The sequence below is a fragment of the Granulimonas faecalis genome (assembly GCF_022834715.1).
GTDB lineage: Bacteria > Actinomycetota > Coriobacteriia > Coriobacteriales > Atopobiaceae > Granulimonas > Granulimonas faecalis.
In genome coordinates, this window is sequence record NZ_BQKC01000001.1 from 1,272,635 (window position 1) to 1,288,363 (window position 15,729).

The following is a 15,729-nucleotide window of genomic DNA, read 5'->3' on the forward strand; positions in this document are numbered from 1 at the left end:
TCAGTCCCTCCTGTTGCTGACGCCGAGCAGGTAGAGCAGCTGCAGGCACGACACGAGGGCCGCGGCCACGTAGGTGAGGGCGGCGGCGGTGAGCACCTTGCGGGCGCCCGCGACGACCTCGCCGTCGAACCCGGCCGTCCGCAAGTACGCGAGCGCGCGCCGGGAGGCGTCGAACTCCACCGGGAGCGTGACGAGCTGGAAGAGCACGGAGGCCGCGAACAGGATGATGGCGAGGTCGACGAGGCCGGCGAACGACATGGAGATGCCGACGATGAGCACGATCATCCAGACATTGCTTGCGAGGTTGACGACGGGGACCAGCGCCGTGCGGATGCGGCCGGGCACGTAGCCCTTGTCGTACTGCACGGCGTGGCCGGCCTCGTGGCAGGCCACCGCGGCGGAGGCCACCGAGGCGCCGGAGAGGTTTGCCTGCGACAGGTGCAGGGAGTTGTCGCGGGGGTCGAAGTGGTCCGTGAGCTCGCCGGGGACGACCTCGATGCCGACGCCGCCGACACCGTCCGCCTCGAGCATGGAGCGGGCGATGAAGGCGCCGGTGCGGCCGTCGGGCACGGGGACCCTGCTCCAGCGCTTGTAGGTGCTGTCAATGTAGTGCTGGGTGGCGAAGCCCAGGACGAGGGAGACGACCACCAGGAGCAGGTAGCCGGAGTCGAACCCCATGGGATAGTACAGGGGCATGCTTGATCACTCCTCAGGTACGAGGGTCGGACCTTCCGACCCTGACGGTTTCCCAAGTATAGCCCAGCGGGCGTTGCAGAACATCTGTTCTATACAACCCGCAAAGGGTCAGAGGAGCTCCACTCGGCCGTCCTTCACGGTGAGGCCGGCGCGCCCCGCGAGAAGGTCGGACAGGATGTCGCCCATGAGGTCGCGGCGCCACCCCTCCCCCAGCCTCGAGGACGCCGGGTCGTCGAGGAACGCCATCAGGTCGTCGCGCCCGGAGAGGAGCTGGGGGGCGATGGACTCCCGCTCCGCCACGAGGCGGACCAGGGCGTTCATGAGGTCGACCACGCTCTCGGACTCCTGGGTGGGCCGGGCGCGGTGCACGACGCGGGGGCACCGGTCCTGCGGGCACGACAGACCGCGGCGCACGGCCAAGACGATGGCGTCGCCATCCTTCTCCTTGAGCTGGGCCGTGCCCCTCACGCGGCGCAGGCGCTCCTGGGTGCGAGGCATGCGCTTGGACACCTCGATGACGACCTCGTCGGAGAGCAGCCACTTGCGCGGCACGTCGCGCTGGGCCGCCTTGCGCTCGCGCCAGGCGGCCACCTCCCGGCAGACGGCCAACTGGCGGCCGTTCAGGGTGCCCACGCGCTTCACGTGGCGGAAGGCGTCCTCGGGATCGGCGGCGCAGCGCGCCTTGGCGACGAGGGCCTCCATCTCGGGGAGCACCCAGGTGAGGCGGTCGAGGCGCACGAGCTCGGCCACGAGGCCGTCGTAGACGGCGGGCAGGTAGCGCACGTCGTCCTCGGCGTAGGACACCTGCTCCGGGTCCAAGGGGCGCCGGGTCCAGTCGGTCAGGCTCTCGGTCTTGGGCAGGTGCACGCCGCACACGGCCTCCACGAGGGCGCCGTAGCCCATCTGCAGGCGGTGCCCCACGAACGCGGCCGCCACCTGGGTGTCGAAGACAGGATCGGGGATGTCGCCGAACAGGATCTGGAAGATCTCGAGGTCCTGGCTGCAGGCGTGCAGCACCTTGACCCGGGCGCGGTCGAACAGGAGGTCGCGCAGAGGCGCGAGGGCCTCGCCCGTGAGCGCGATGACGTCCACGGCCGCCTGCTCGTCGTGGGTGCCCACCTGGAGGAGACAGGGCTGCGGGCGGAAGGTGCGCTCCCGCAGGAACTCGGTGTCGAGGGCGAGCATGGGCGAGGATGCGGCTCTCCCGCAGAACGCGGCGAGCTCGGCGGCGCTGTCTATGAACAATGGGGTTCCTTCTGACCGGTCCCGCACAGGGACCGGCGGGGCGTGGGCTGGCTGCACGGCCCTGGGTCGGGGCCGACCCCTATACTAGACCGACAGGCGAGGCCGCGGCGAGTGCGGCCCCACGGCGGGAGGGGGACCCATGAGGACCCTGATAGTGCACAACGGGGCGTCGGGGTTCGGGTCGGACGCCGTGTACCTGTTCGAGCGGAGTCTCCTCCACACGGGCGACCGCTGCGAGTTCCGCTCGCTCGCGGCCGACTGGGACGCCGACGAGGCCGTGGCGGACGCCGACGACTTCGACCTCGTGGTGGTGTCGGGCGGCGACGGCACCGTGGCGTCGCTCCTCTACGCCCTGCGCCGCCACCGGGCGATCGTCTGCGTCTTCCCCTCGGGGACGGCCAACCTGTTCTTCGCCAGCCTCGGCAACTCCCCGGAGCCGGCAGCCCTCGCCCGCGCGTGCCGCATCGGCCGGACCATGGAGTGCGACCTCGGCGAGGTGGGCTGGATGGGCCCCGAGGGGCGCGAGCACCGTGCGGGCTTCACCCTCATGAGCGGCACCGGGTTCGACGCCGAGCTCATGCGCGCCGCCGTCCCCAACAAGAAGGCCATGGGCCAGGCCGCCTACCTCATGGCCGCCGTGGGCAACCCCAACCCGCCGCTGGTCACCTTCACCGTGGAGGCCGACGGCGAGACCTTCGTGCGCGAGGGTATCGCCTGCATTGCCGCCAACAGCGCCATGCTTCAGGGCGACCTCGAGATCGTGCCCGACTCCCGCCTCGACGACGGCCTCCTCGACATCATCGTCCTGGAGTCCCCCGACGCCGTGGGGCTCCTGAAGCCGCTGTTCCTGGGCCTCATCGACCGCCACGGCGCAAACCTGGGGCGCCCGTCCATCGAGCGGTTCAGGGCCAGGGAGGCCACCATATCGTCGAGCCGCCCGATCCCCATGCAGATAGACGGCGACCCCCTCGACCACGAGGTCTCGTCGTTCACGGCCCGCATCCTGCCGGAGCGCTGCCGCCTCGTCGTCGACGCCCTCTCCCCCTATGCGGTGGAGAGCGGGGAGGCGCCGCTCTTCCCCGGCACCGAGGTCAAGGCCTTCCCCACCGACTGACACCGCCCGGCACGGCGCCCGAGGACAGGGCGCCCGGACAAGGGGACGGGCCCGCTCCCCAGGGGGTGCGGGCCCGTCCTTTGCCACGGTCCTCCCGTATGGCCTAGCGGCGCGTGGAGAGGGCGATCTTCTCGAGGTAGTGGCCGTACTCGGTCTTCTTGAGGCCGTCGGCGAGCTTGAGGAGCTGAGCGCGACGGATCCAGCCGGCGTCGTAGGCGATCTCCTCGAGGGCGGCCACCTTGACGCCCGTGGCCTCCTGGACGGAGCGGATGTACTCGCCCACGGAGAAGAGGCGGTCGATGGTGCCGGTGTCGAACCAGGCGAAGCCGCGGCCGAGCTGCTGCACCTTGAGGCGCTTGTCGTCGAGGTACATGCGGTTGAGGTCGGTGATCTCGAGCTCGCCGCGGGTGGAGGGCTGGAGGCGGGACGCGTAGTCGCAGACGTCGGAGGGGTAGAAGTACAGGCCGGTCACGACGTAGTTGGAGCGGGGCTCGAGGGGCTTCTCCTCGAGGGAGACCGCGTTGCCGTCGTCGTCGAACTCCACGACGCCGAAGTGCTGCGGGTCGTCGACGCGGTAGCCGAAGATCGTGGCCTGGCCGTCGGCGGCGTTCTTCTGGGCCGTCTTGAGCTTGTCGCCGAAGCCGGAGCCGTGGAACACGTTGTCGCCGAGCACGAGGGCCACGTCGTCGTCGCCGATGAAGTCGCGGCCGATGACGAAGGCCTCGGCGATGCCGCCGCGGGTGGGCTGGGGGCGGTAGACGATGTTGATGCCGAGCTGGGAGCCGTCGCCCAGGAGCTCCTGGAAGGAGCCGAGGTGCTCGGGCTTGGAGATGACCAGGATGTCGCGGATGCCGGCCTCGAGGAGCACGGACAGCGAGTAGTAGATCAGGGGCTTGTCGTAGACCGGAAGGAGCTGCTTGGACGTGGCGCGGGTGATGGGATACATGCGCTTCCCATGGCCGCCTGCGAGGACGATTCCCTTCATGGGGTGTGTACCTCCCTCTCCTGGGATGGTTTGTACCGGGGCCTGCACCCCCGGGGACGTGCACAGTCCTTTGGAAGTATAGACGCTCCAAGGTGCCCCGGGACCGGGTTCCGAGCCGTATGTCAGACGGACGCCTCGCCCGTGCGGTCGAACCCGTCGAGGTAGGCCGCCACGCTCCGGGTCATCTCGCGGGAGAAGGCCGAGTCGTGCTTGCGGGCGCAGAAGGCGCGCACCCACTCGTCGAACCCCTTGGCGCCCACGCGGTCCGCCACGAGGGAGCGGAGCCTGTCGCCCTCGAGGGTGCGGTAGCGGTCCCCCATGACCTTGGCCGCGAGCGGGGCCCTCCCCGGCTTGGGGCGTGCGGCCTGCCCGGCCGTCGGGAAGCCGAGCACGAGCATGGCCGCCGGGAAGACGTGGGGCGGCAGGCCCAGGAGCTCGGAGACCTCCTCCTTGCGCTCCATGACGTCGCCGATGTAGCAGGAGCCGAGCCCGAGGGCGTGCGCCGCCACGACGGCGTTCTGGGCGCAGATGACGGCGTCCGAGACGGCGAGCATGAGGTCGCCCACCCCTGGCGCACGGAACCCCTCGACGCCGGCCTCGGCGTAGAGGGCGGGCCAGATGCGGCAGTCGGCCAGGAACACGAGCACCCAGGGGGCCCGGGCGATGAACGGCTGGTCGTCGCAGAGCACGGCGAGGCGCGCCCTCGCCTCCGGGTCGTCCACCTGGACGATGGAGTAGAGCTGCTGGTTCCCCGCCGTGGGCGCCTGGCAGGCGGCCTCGAGCACGGCCTCGCGGAGCTCGGGGCCCACCGGGTCGTCGATGAAGGCGCGCACCGACCTGCGGTCGAAGAGCTGCGAGACCACCGGGTCGTCGCGGTACGGGGAGGCGGGGCGGCCCCGCGCGGCGGCGCGCTCGGCGGCCGTCACCGTGTGCTCGGCCAGCACGGCCGTGGTGACCGACCCCACGCCGCCCGGCACCGGGGTGGCGGCGCCGGCCCTGGCCGAGACGGGCCCCCAGTCGACGTCGCCCGCCATGGAGCCGTCCTCGTCCTCGCTCGTGCCCACGTCCACGACCCAGGCCCCGCGGGCCACCATGTCCGCCGTGATGGAGCGGGGGCGCCCCTGGCAGGTGACCACGAGGTCGGCGGTGCGGCAGGCGGCCGCGAGGTCGGCGGTGCGGGAGTGGCACACGGTCACCGTGGCGTCGCGGGCCAGCAGCAGCTGGGACACGGGGCGGCCCACCGTGGACGAGCGCCCCACCACCGTGGCCGCGGCGCCGCGGCACTCGAAGCCGTAGTGGTCGAGGAGGCGCATCACCGCGGCCGCCGTGCAGGGGGCGAAGGCCGCCGGGTCGCCCGCGGCGAGGCCGGCGACGCTCGCCGGGGCCACGCCGTCGACGTCCTTGGCGGGCGCCACGAGCGCGGCGACGGCCGCCTCCTCGATGTGGGGGGGCAGCGGCCGCAGCACGAGGATGCCGTGGACGGCGGGGTCGGCCGATAGGTCCGCCACAAGGCGCTCGAGCGCCCCCTGGGTCACGTCGGCGTCCAGCTCCACGACGTCGGCCTCGCACCCGCAGCCCTCGAGGCGCCGGGCCGCGGCCGCGCGGTACCAGCGGCTGCCGGGGTCGTCGCCCGCGGAGACGATGGCAAGCCGCGGGGTGACGCCGCGGTCGGCGAGGGCCGCGGCCCTCGCGAGGCAGGCGTCTCGGATGGAGGCGGCCACGGGTGCGCCCTCGAGCTCTCGGTTCATCGGAGGTCCTCCTCGGCTCGGCGGATGGCGGAGGCGGCGAGGCGCTCGCCCTCGCCGCGGGCGGCGTCGGCCCGGGCCACGAGCCCGTCCGCGAGAGCGCGGTCGGCCATCCAGCGGGTGTTGGCGAGCACGGTGGCCACCGAGCCGTCCACGGCCGCGCGCAGGAGGGCGGCGGCCACGGTGACGTCGGAGGCGGCCATGGACGTGCCGGTGCGGGCCACCTCGTCGCAGAGGGAGAGGCACGCGACGGCGAGGTCCATGATGGCGAAGGGGGCGGCCGCGGCGCCGAGGAGGGCCGCGGCGAGCTCCTCGGAGCGGGCCGCGCACTCGGTGTCCGTGCCACGGGGCAGCCTGAGGGCCCGGGCCACGCGCCCATAGGCCTCCGCGTCCTCGTCGGCGAGGGCGAGGAAGCGTCTGCGGTCGGCCTCGAGGGCGGCCTCCAGCTCGGCCATGCGCCCCGCCACCCCGGCGTAGCGCGGATTGGCGCAGGTGAGAGCGACGACCATCTGGAGCTGGGCGGCCCCCACGGCGCCGGCCAAGGCGCTCGAGGCCCCGCCGCCGGGGGCCGGCGTGGGCGCCCCGAGGTCCTCCAGATAGGTCTCTACGGGCTGACTCCAGCTCATGGGCCCCACTCCTCTCCGCAGACGGTCGGCAGCCCAAGACGATACCCGTTCGCGGGCCCCGGGGCCACAGGCCCATGGGAGGGCGGCCCGCGACGGGGTGGGCGTCGTGGGCCGCGCGGAAGGAGGGGTCGTCGGTCTGGAGGTCAGCGGATGCGGCCGTACACGCGGATGGCGTCCACCACGTCCTCGTAGCTCATGCCCATGGGAAACGAGACCCTGCGGATGCCGCCGCGCTCCCCCGCCGCGACGCGGTCGTCGAAGGTCGCGAAGCTCACGCCGCGGTTGGTGGATCGGGTCAGCGGGTCGTCGCACACGCGGTAGCTGTCGTCGAAGAAACCCGTGGTGCGCATGGCGCGGCAGATGACGGTGGCCGTCTCGTCGTTGACGGCGTAGTTGTCGTTGAGGGGTGTCCATGCCATGGCGGCCTCCCTGGGATCGTGGGCTGCCGGATCCTGCGTCCGGTGGTGCCCCCATTCTTCAGGAGAAGACCTTCTGGTTTATGGACGTAATCTGAATTGTCTGCGAACGGCCGGGAGGGGTCCGCGAATGAAGGGACGGCCGGCCCCAGCACGGGGCCGGCCGTCCACGGAACCGTCGGGTCGCAGCGGGGCTAGTCGAGGTCGTCGAGCGCGCCGTCGGAGGCGGGGACGTAGACCGTGGCGCTGGCGTCGACGGTCTCGGTCACCTTGGGCATGTCGTAGCGGGGCGCGGAGCCCGAGGGGGAGGACAGGATCTGGTCGGGGAACACCGACTCGGCGTCGTCCATGAAGTGCTGGAGGAGCTGCTTGTACTGGGTGCGGAAGTCCTCGCGGGACGCCTTGAGGCGGTCTATCTCGTCGAGCTCGTTCTGCTTCTCGGCAAGGGCCTGGCGGATGACCTCGCGGGCCTTCTGGTCGGCGTCGTTCTTGATCTTGTCGGCGCTGTCGCGGGCGTCGGCCACCATGCGGTCGGCCGTCTGCTGGGCGGCGATGAGGGCCTGGGAGATCTGGCGCTCGGAGGCGATGGTGACGTTGGAGGCCTGGACCGACACGATCTCGGAGGAGGAGCCCTGCGCCTCGAGCTGGGCGACCTGGGCGCGCGCGGCGTCGAGGGCCTGCTCGGAAGCCGTGAGGCGGCTCTTGAGGTCCATGATCTTCTGGAGCATGGCGTCGACCTCGCCGGCGAGCTCCTCGAGGAAGGCGTCGACCTCCTCGGTGTCGTAACCCTGCTTGGACGCGCTGAACGTGAGCTGCTCGATGTCCGCTGGTGTGATCGCCATTCTCGGTCCCTTCACTAAAGGATGGCCTGGTGCAATTGCACGAACAGGGAAAAGTTTAGCGCACGGAGGCGCCGTGCCGCGCCCACCACGAGAAATGCAGGTGGCCGGCCGCGGCGCTACAGCATGAGGATGAGCCTCACGACGATGGGCTGCAGAATGGAGAGGGCCAGGATGGCCACCACCGGCGAGAAGTCGATGCCGCCGAACGAGGGGATGACGCGCCGGAACACGCCGAGGTAGGGCATGACGAGGCGGGAGAGCACCTGGGAGAGGTCGTCGACGAAGCCGCCGGGGGTGCGGGGAATCCAGCTGAGGATGCACCAGGCGAGGATGATGAACTCGTAGATCTCGAACAGGGTGCTCACCGCGCGGGCGAGTGGAAGCATGGGCTCAGCCTTTCCGGGATAGGGCACGGGTGCGTTCGAGGGCCGCGTCCACGGCGCCGTAGCAGCCCTCCACGAGGGCCGGCTCGAGCACGCGGAGGGCCGCCGCGGTGGTGCCTCCGGGGGAGGTCACCTTCTCCATGTAGGCGCGGGGGTGCTCGCCGGAGTCCGAGAGCATCTCGCTCACGCCCCCCATGGTGGCGCAGGCGAGGTCGCGGGCCGCCGCGGCGGGAAGGCCCGCGTCCACGCCGGCACGGGTGAGGGCGTCGACCATGAGGGCGAAGTACGCCGGCGCGCAGCCGATGACGGCACCCTCGGCGTCGAGTTGGTCCTCACGCATGACGGCGACGGAGCCCAGGGCGCCGAAGAGCTCGCACACGAGCGCGACGTCGTCGTCGGTGGCCCAGAGGCCCCGGGCCACGGCGGAGGCGCCGCGGCGGACGGCCACGGGAAGGTTGGGCATGACGCGGACGACGCGGGCTCCCTCCCCCAGCTGCTCCTCGATGGAGCCCAGGGGCGTGCCGGCGGCGATGGAGACAGCGAGGGAGCCGGCCACGGCGGGCCCCACCTCCTCGAGGAGCGAGGAGAGGACCTGCGGCTTCACGGCCACGACCACCACGTCGGGCGACGCGGCGAGGGCGCGGGCCGCATCCCTGGCGGTGGACACGGCGCAATCGGAGGCGAGGGCCTCGAGCTTGGCGTCGTTGTGGTCGCACACCGTCACGTGGGAGGCGGGGCAGGTGCCCGACGCCACGAGCCCGCGGGCGATGGCGCCGCCCATGGCTCCCCCGCCGACGATGCAGACGGCGGCCTCCGAGGCGCGCACGCTACCTACCGCCGATCACGCGGTCGGCGGCGAGCTTCTCCAGGTCGGCCGAGGAGAGCTCGATGCCGTTGGGCAGGACGACGAACACGCGGTCGTCGATCTCCTCCACGGCGCCGTCGACGCCGCAGGAGAGGCCGAAGCAGAAGTCGAGGATGCGCTTGGCGATCTCGATCTGGGTGTTCCTGAACGAGATGACCACGGGTTGGTTGGTGCGCACGCGGCGGATGACGAGCTGCACGTCGTCGTAGCTCGTGGGCTTGAGCACGTAGGGCGGGAGTTTGCCGGAGCTCACGCGGGGGACGGGTGTGAGGCCCACGTCGCCCGGCGTGGGGGTGTGGGAGTTGCCGAGCACGCTCGTGGCCGAGGGCGCGTAGTCGCCCGCGGTGCGGTGGGTGCTGCCGGCGCCCCAGCGCTCGTCGCCCATGCGCTGCGAGGTGCTGAACCCGCCGGCGGACGGCGAGGAGACGCCCTCCTCCACGGGACGCCCGCTCCTCGTGTAGACCGAGACCGACTCGGCCTCGGGCCGGGACGTGTTGCCGAGGACGCCGCTGGTCTGGTGCTCGTCGCCCCACTGGTCGTCGTAGTCGTCGTAGCCGCGGTCGTAGTCGTCGTAGCCCTGGCCCGACTCGCCCATGAGGCGGTCGCGGATGTTGTCGAGGAAGCTCACGGCAGACCCTCCTTGGTCTCGTTTTAGTCGCGTTTGGTCGCCGGGTCGCCGGCGGCGGGGGTGTAGTCGTGGTCGAAGACGACGCGGCCGAGGCGCACGAGGGTCGAGCCCTCCTCCACCGCGATCTCGAAGTCGTCGCTCATGCCGCAGGAGAGCACCGGCAGCACGAGGCCCGTCTCGGTCTCCAGACTATCACGAAGCTCCCGGAGTCCCCTGAACGTCTCGCGGTCCTCGACCGGCTCGTGGGCGGGCGCCATGGTCATGAGGCCCTCGGGTTGGATGCCGGGGAGGTCGGCGATGTGCTCGGCCCATTGGGCCAGCTCGGCGGGGGCGAAGCCGCCCTTGGTCTCCTCGCCGGACACGTTGACCTCGAGAAGGACCCGGGCCACGATGCCGCGCTCGGCGGCACGGCGGCTCACGGCCTCGGCCAGGTGCGCCGAGGAGACCGACTGGATGACCGTGGCGCGGCCGAGCACCGCGTTGACCTTGTTCTTCTGGAGGTTGCCGATCATGTCGAAGCGGGGCACGTCGACGCCCGCGGCCTCGAGGGCGGCGAGCTTGCGCACGAGCTCTTGGGGACGGTTCTCCGCGAAGCAGGTGTAGCCGGCGGCCATGGCCGAGACGACCTCCTCCGGCCCCACCGTCTTGGAGACGGCGAAGACCCGGACTTCAGAGGCGTCGCGCCCCACGCGCTCGCAGGCAGCGGCAATGCGCGCCTCAATCTCGGCGCGGCGCCGGGCGAGGAACGCGCGGTAGGCCCCCTGGTCCTCCACCGGGCTCATCGGGGATCGCCCCCCTTCTGGGCGCCCTTCGCACCGTCCTTGGGCGCCTCCTTCTGGGCACCGGCCTTCTGGGCCTTCTTGGCGGCCTTCTCGGCCTTGGCCTGGGCGGCGGCGCGGGCGGCCATCTCGAGGGCCTGGCTCATGTTCCCGGAGATGATCTCGTCGTCCACGATGGGGTCGGAGTCGGCGCCCACCTCGATCTCGGGGATCTGGTTGGCCAGGCGCTCGATCTTCTCGGCGCCGAGGGAGAAGGACGCGTTCTGGCCCACGTAGAGGTCCTCGATCTCCTCCTCGTCCATGTCGGCGAGGGCGGTGAGGGCCTCGTGGTTGCCCGTGAGCAGGAACACCAGGCGCTCCCCCACCTCGACGGAGTTGTCGGAGATGCGCTCGAGCATGCGGGCGGCCATGATCACGCGGCTGGCCGCGTCGATGTCGTCGTCGGGCCCGAGGCGCGAGAACGAGCTGTAGAAGCTCTTGTAGAGGTCGTCCACTGGGCGGTCGAGCTCGGGGAGCTCGGCGGCCTCGGCGATGTCGTTGTCGACGATGGCTTGGACCGTGGCGCCGAGCACGCGGTAGACGAGGTGCGCCTCGCTGGCGAGCAGGTCGAGGAGCTGGCCGGGCACGTCGTGGCCGGCACAGCGCTTGGTGGTCTTGGCGATGTTGCGCACGTGGTTGCTCATGCGGGCGAGGTTGAAGTTGCAGTAGATGACGAACTGCAGGAGGCGCAGGTCGCTGGCCACGGGGTTCTGCAGCACGATCAGGTTGTAGGCGCGGTCCTCAAGCTCGTTGCAGCGCAGGTCGATGGCGCGCGTGGCCTTCTTGACGGCCCGGGCCTTGGCCTTGTCGCCCTGGACCAGGGAGTCCACGGCGTCGTGGAGCTGGAGGTCGGTCTCCGCGTAGATGGACACGAGCTCCTGGCGCAGGCGCGCCAGCTGGCGGTCGAATTGCTCCCTCATGGGGCTCCTTTCTCTCGGTGCGTGCGGGGCTGGCCGATCAGCCGAACCGGCCGGTGATGTAGTCCTCGGTGCGCTGGTCCTTGGGCGAGGAGAAGATCTCGCTCGTGACGCCGTACTCGATGAGGGTGGCGGGCTCTCCGGCGTGCTCCTGGAGGAAGAACGCCATGTAGTCGGAGATGCGCGCGGCCTGCTGCATGTTGTGGGTGACGATGATGATGGTCATCTCGGGCGCCAGCTCGTACATGAGGTCCTCGACCTTCTGCACGGAGGTGGGGTCGATGGCGCTGCAGGGCTCGTCCATGAGCAGGACGTCCGGCTGGACGGCGAGCACGCGGGCGATGCAGAGGCGCTGCTGCTGGCCGCCGGAGAGGGCCAGGCCGTTCTTGTCGAGCTGGTTGGACACCTCTTTCCAGAGGTTGGCGCGCTTGAGCGACTCCTCCACGATGCCGTCGAGGTCGTCCTTGGACGTGACGCCCTGGAGGCGCGGCCCGAAGGCCACGTTCTCATAGATCGACTTGGGGAACGGGTTGGGCTGCTGGAAGATCATGCCCACGCGGCGCCTGAGGTCCACGGGGTCCACCCCGGCGGCGTAGATGTCGCTGCCGTCGAGCTCCATGGTGCCGGCCGTGCGCGTGCCCTCGATGAGGTCGTTCATACGGTTGATGCAGCGCAGGAACGTGGACTTGCCGCAACCCGACGGGCCGATGAAGCTCGTGATCTTGTTCTGGGCGATGTCCATGGTGACGCCGGTGAGGGCGTGGAAGTCCCCGTACCAGAAGTCGAAGTCGGCCACATGGATGCCGGTCTTTTCGTTGCGGGGAGCGTTGCGGTACTCGGTCATGGGATCACTTGCCTCCGGCTTTCTTGGCGCTCTTGCGGGAGAGGTGGCGGGCGAAGAGGTTGAACGCGAGGATGAGCAGCATGAGCAGCAGGGCCGTGCCGTAGGCGGCCTGCATGTTGATGCCGTCGTTGGCGAGCAGGTACAGGTGGATGGTCATGGGACGGCCGGAGTCGAGCGGCGTCACGGGTAGGTTGATAGCCTGGCCCATGGTGTACATGACCACGGCGGTCTCGCCCACGGCGCGGCCGATGGCGAGCACGATGCCGGTGGCGATGCGTGGGAAGGCGCTCGGGAGCACGACACGGCTCACGACCTGCCACTTGGTGGCACCGAGGCCGTAGGCACCCCAGCGGATGTAGCGGGGCACCGCACGAATGGCCTCCTCGGTGGTGCGCATGACTATGGGCAGCATCATCAGGGCCAGGGCCAGGGCGGCCGAGAGCATGGACAGGCCGAACCCGAAGGCTTCCACGAACAGGGCGAAGCCGAACAGGCCCATGACGATGGAGGGGACCGACGACAGGGTGTCGCTCGCGTAGCGGATGAAGTTCACGAGGCGGCCCTGCTTGGCGTACTCGGCCAGGTACACGGCTGCGAGCACGGCGATGGGCGTGCAGACGAGCATGGCCAGGGCCGTCACGTAGAGCGACGAGACGATCGTGGGGAAGATGCCGCCCTCGGCGTTGACGCCCTCGGGCCAGCCGAACACGAAGTCCAGGCTCATCGCCGGCAGGCCGTTGACCGCCACGAACAGGATGATGAGCACGAGCACCGCCGTGGTGACGGCGCCGGCGGTGCGGAAGACGCCGAGCATGGCGCTGTTGGTGGCCGACTTGGACACCTTGGGCGACGCACCGGACGACAGGAGCCGCTTGATGCGGGCGCGGGAACCCTCCTGGGCCGCCACGTCGGCGGCGAGACCGGCGGGAGGGGCGGCGACGTCCTCGGCGAGCTCCCACTGGGTGGCGCGGGTCCCGTCCTCCCTCTCGCGGCGCTCCTCGGCGAGCTTCTCGGTGTCCACCTTGGCCTCGCGGGGACGGCTCACCAGACGCACGAGTCCCACGAGCCCCGCGGAGATGACGAAGAGCACCACACCCATACCGAACAGCGCGGAGCGGTGCAGGCCGCTGGAGTAGCCCATGTCGAGGGCGATCTGGCTCGTGAGGGTGGAGATGGGGCTCGAGACGCTCTCGGGCACCACGGGGGCGTTGCCCACGACCATGAGGACGGCCATGGTCTCGCCGATGGCGCGGCCCATGCCGAGCACCACGGCGTTGACGATGCCGAGCTTGGCCGCGGGGAGGACCACCTTGTAGATGGTCTGCCACTTGGTGGCGCCCATGGAGTAGCTGGCCTCGCGCACGCCCATGGGGATGGAGCGCAGGGCGTCCATGGTGAGCGTCGTGATGGTGGGCACGATCATGATGGCGAGCACGAGCCACGCTGTGAGGGCACCGAAGCCCAGGCCGCCCGTGGCGTCGGCGACGAGGGGCCGCAGGATGACGAGGCCGAAGAAGCCGTAGATGACCGAGGGGACGCCGGCCAGGAGGTCGACGGCCGTCGACACGATGCCCGAGAGGCGCTTGTTGGCGATCTCGGTGAGGTAGACGGCGCAGCCGATGGCGAGGGGCACGCCGATGACCAAGGCGCCGGCCGTCACGATGACGGAGCCGGCGAGCAGGGCCATGATGCCGTACTCCCCCTCAGAGGGCGCCCAGGTGAGCCCGAAGAAGCTCAGGATGCCGATGTCGGAGAGGACGGGCATCGCCTTCCACAGCGTGAAGACGAAGATGAGCAGCACGGCCAGGACGGCCACGCAGGCGCACACGAGGAAGAGGCCCTCGAGGGCACGCTCCTTGATCATGGTGGAGCGGCTAACGAGCTTGAGGTTGGAGCTGTGCGCCGGCGCCGTGTTGGGGTCGATGTCATCCAGGCGCGGGGGCTTGAGCAGGGGCTCTTCCTTCTTGCTCACGAGGCGTCGCCTCCCTCCGACTCGGAGGCCGGGATGTAGCCGGCGTCTCGGATGGTCTGGGCCATGTCGGGCGACAGGACCTCGTCGATGTAGGCCTTCGCCTCGCCGGAGGGCTCGCCCTTGGTGAAGAGGTAGAGGCTGCGCGAGACGGGGTACACGCCGCTGGCGACGTTGGCCTCGGTGGGCTCGACGCCGTCGATGGAGAGCGCCTTGACCTTGGAGGTGGTGAAGGCGGAGTCCACGAAGCCGATGGAGATGTAGCCGATGGCGCCCGGGGTGCGGCTCACGACGTCGCGAACCTGGCCCGTGCCGGGGAGCACGGCCGCCGAGGCGTCGAAGCGCGCGCCGTCCATGACGATGGACTTGAAGGCCTCGCGGGTGCCGGAGGCCTCGTCGCGGTTGACCACGAGGATGGGGAGGTCGGGGCCGCCGAGCTCGGACCAGTTGGTGACGTCGCCGGCGTACACGGCGCGGAGCTGGCCGACGGTCAGGTTGCCCACCGGGTTGCCGGCGTTGACGATGACGGCGATGCCGTCGCGGGCGATGACGGTGGTGACGAGCTCGCCGGTGGCTTCCTCGGCGGCCGTGAGGCCGCGGCTCGAGGTGGCGATGTCGGCCGTGCCGTTCATGACGGCCTCGATGCCCGCGGAGGACCCCAGCCCGCTCACGAGGACGCGGTCGCCCGTGAGCTCCTGGAAGCGCTCCGCCGCCATCTCGGCGATGGGCATGACCGTGGTGGAGCCGGCGACGGTCACGGTGTCGCCGGTCGCCCCGGACGAGGGGGCGCAGCCGGCGAGGGCGACGACGCAGGCCGCGAGGCACGCCAGCGCGCCGAAGCGCCTCACGGGGCGAGCCAGGCCACCGCGCCGTGCCGCCCGCACATGCCCCCCTCGGCGCGGTACGAGAAGAAGCGGTCCGTGGAGGCGGGCGTCGATATCTCTGGGTTCACGATGTTGCACGGGTCCATCCCTGCACTCACGAGCGTGTTCACGATGGCCGCGGCCAGCGAGAGGTGGCTGGCGTCGACCCCGACAATGCTACCAAACTCGGTTTCGAACCGATTAAGCAGCTCGGTCGACACCTCATAGTCACATCCCGCGATATGGGGGCCGAGGTAGGCCCGCACCGAGGACGGGGGCACCGGGGAGCCCTCGCACAGCGCCCCGAGCGCCTTGGCGGCTATGCGTGCGTATGTACCCTTCCAGCCCGAGTGGACGACGGCAAAGCCGTCGGGGGCCACGAGCACCACGGGGACGCAGTCGGCGTAGCACAGGAGCACCGGCACCCCGGGGACGAGGCACACCACGGCGTCGGCCCCCTCGGCGGCCTCGGAGCGGGCCGCGGCCACGGCCGCGGGGTCGGCGGAGCGGACGGTCACCACGCGGTCGCCGTGCACCTGGTTGGGGACCACGAGGGACCCGGCGATGTCGCCGGCCCCCAGGGCCGCCAGGGCGCGGGCGCGGTTCTCGGCCACGGCGGCGGGGTCGTCGCCCACGTGGTCGCCGAGGTTGAGGGATTCGAAAGGGGGCAGGGAGACACCGCCCGTGCGCTCCGTGAACGCGAACGTGACCCTGCTCGGGCGACCGAAGTCGCCGAGCAGGGTCACGCCGTCGACGGTCCTCTCCACCAAGGA

17 protein-coding genes are annotated in these 15,729 nt (G+C 70.9%); 1 reads left to right on the forward strand and 16 read right to left on the reverse strand.

The window, feature by feature from the left end:
- Together OR600_RS05795 and rnd are read right to left on the reverse strand one after the other, a co-directional pair.
- Positions 1-696 carry a zinc metallopeptidase gene (locus OR600_RS05795; RefSeq protein WP_135977239.1) on the reverse strand — a complete coding sequence of 232 codons (696 nt, stop codon included), beginning with the start codon at positions 694-696 and terminating at the stop codon, positions 1-3.
- Positions 697-804: 108 nt separating this feature from the next.
- A complete protein-coding gene (gene rnd / locus OR600_RS05800) occupies positions 805-1,941 on the reverse strand; it encodes a ribonuclease D (protein WP_265590811.1) in 1,137 nt (378 codons plus the stop codon).
- Between the two features lie 139 nt (positions 1,942-2,080).
- On the opposite strand from rnd, the gene OR600_RS05805 reads away from it, so the two are divergent.
- Positions 2,081-3,055 (forward strand): diacylglycerol/lipid kinase family protein, encoded by a 975-nt coding sequence (locus OR600_RS05805; protein ID WP_135977237.1) that lies wholly within the window; start codon positions 2,081-2,083, stop codon positions 3,053-3,055.
- A gap of 103 nt (positions 3,056-3,158) precedes the next feature.
- Here the strand turns inward: OR600_RS05805 and rfbA are convergent, their stop codons facing one another.
- The 14 genes from rfbA to OR600_RS05875 form a co-directional block, all read right to left on the reverse strand.
- Positions 3,159-4,040 carry a glucose-1-phosphate thymidylyltransferase RfbA gene (rfbA, locus tag OR600_RS05810; RefSeq protein ID WP_135977236.1) on the reverse strand — a complete coding sequence of 294 codons (882 nt, stop codon included), beginning with the start codon at positions 4,038-4,040 and terminating at the stop codon, positions 3,159-3,161.
- A 122-nt stretch (positions 4,041-4,162) separates the two neighbouring features.
- Positions 4,163-5,788: a tetrahydrofolate dehydrogenase/cyclohydrolase catalytic domain-containing protein gene (locus OR600_RS05815; RefSeq protein ID WP_265590812.1), complete on the reverse strand. Its 1,626-nt coding sequence runs from the start codon at positions 5,786-5,788 to the stop codon at positions 4,163-4,165.
- Positions 5,785-6,411 (reverse strand): cyclodeaminase/cyclohydrolase family protein, encoded by a 627-nt coding sequence (locus OR600_RS05820; RefSeq protein WP_168353968.1) that lies wholly within the window; start codon positions 6,409-6,411, stop codon positions 5,785-5,787. The genes OR600_RS05815 and OR600_RS05820 overlap by 4 nt, the downstream gene beginning before the upstream one ends.
- A 143-nt stretch (positions 6,412-6,554) precedes the next feature.
- Positions 6,555-6,830, reverse strand: a complete 276-nt coding sequence (locus OR600_RS05825; RefSeq protein ID WP_168353967.1) for a hypothetical protein — start codon at positions 6,828-6,830, stop codon at positions 6,555-6,557.
- A gap of 191 nt (positions 6,831-7,021) precedes the next feature.
- On the reverse strand, positions 7,022-7,669 hold the full coding sequence (locus OR600_RS05830; protein WP_265590813.1) for a DivIVA domain-containing protein: 648 nt from the start codon (positions 7,667-7,669) through the stop codon (positions 7,022-7,024).
- A gap of 116 nt (positions 7,670-7,785) precedes the next feature.
- A complete protein-coding gene (locus tag OR600_RS05835; protein ID WP_135977233.1) occupies positions 7,786-8,055 on the reverse strand; it encodes a YggT family protein in 270 nt (89 codons plus the stop codon).
- A 4-nt stretch (positions 8,056-8,059) separates the two neighbouring features.
- Complete coding sequence (proC, locus tag OR600_RS05840; protein ID WP_204408284.1) at positions 8,060-8,878, reverse strand: pyrroline-5-carboxylate reductase; 819 nt, start codon at positions 8,876-8,878, stop codon at positions 8,060-8,062.
- A 1-nt stretch (position 8,879) separates the two neighbouring features.
- Positions 8,880-9,545: a cell division protein SepF gene (locus tag OR600_RS05845; protein WP_251163970.1), complete on the reverse strand. Its 666-nt coding sequence runs from the start codon at positions 9,543-9,545 to the stop codon at positions 8,880-8,882.
- A gap of 23 nt (positions 9,546-9,568) precedes the next feature.
- Positions 9,569-10,327 (reverse strand): YggS family pyridoxal phosphate-dependent enzyme, encoded by a 759-nt coding sequence (locus tag OR600_RS05850; RefSeq protein WP_135977232.1) that lies wholly within the window; start codon positions 10,325-10,327, stop codon positions 9,569-9,571.
- Positions 10,324-11,283 (reverse strand): phosphate signaling complex PhoU family protein, encoded by a 960-nt coding sequence (locus OR600_RS05855; RefSeq protein WP_135977231.1) that lies wholly within the window; start codon positions 11,281-11,283, stop codon positions 10,324-10,326. Before OR600_RS05855 ends, OR600_RS05850 begins: the two co-directional genes overlap by 4 nt.
- Positions 11,284-11,320: 37 nt before the next feature.
- Positions 11,321-12,124 carry a phosphate ABC transporter ATP-binding protein PstB gene (gene pstB / locus OR600_RS05860; RefSeq protein WP_135977230.1) on the reverse strand — a complete coding sequence of 268 codons (804 nt, stop codon included), beginning with the start codon at positions 12,122-12,124 and terminating at the stop codon, positions 11,321-11,323.
- A 4-nt stretch (positions 12,125-12,128) separates the two neighbouring features.
- Positions 12,129-14,096 (reverse strand): phosphate ABC transporter permease PstA, encoded by a 1,968-nt coding sequence (pstA, locus tag OR600_RS05865; protein WP_265590814.1) that lies wholly within the window; start codon positions 14,094-14,096, stop codon positions 12,129-12,131.
- Complete coding sequence (locus OR600_RS05870; protein WP_204407104.1) at positions 14,093-14,941, reverse strand: phosphate ABC transporter substrate-binding protein; 849 nt, start codon at positions 14,939-14,941, stop codon at positions 14,093-14,095. Before OR600_RS05870 ends, pstA begins: the two co-directional genes overlap by 4 nt.
- On the reverse strand, positions 14,938-15,723 hold the full coding sequence (locus OR600_RS05875; RefSeq protein ID WP_204407103.1) for a purine nucleoside phosphorylase YfiH/LACC1 family protein: 786 nt from the start codon (positions 15,721-15,723) through the stop codon (positions 14,938-14,940). The genes OR600_RS05870 and OR600_RS05875 overlap by 4 nt, the downstream gene beginning before the upstream one ends.
- Between the last annotated feature and the right edge of the window lie 6 nt (positions 15,724-15,729).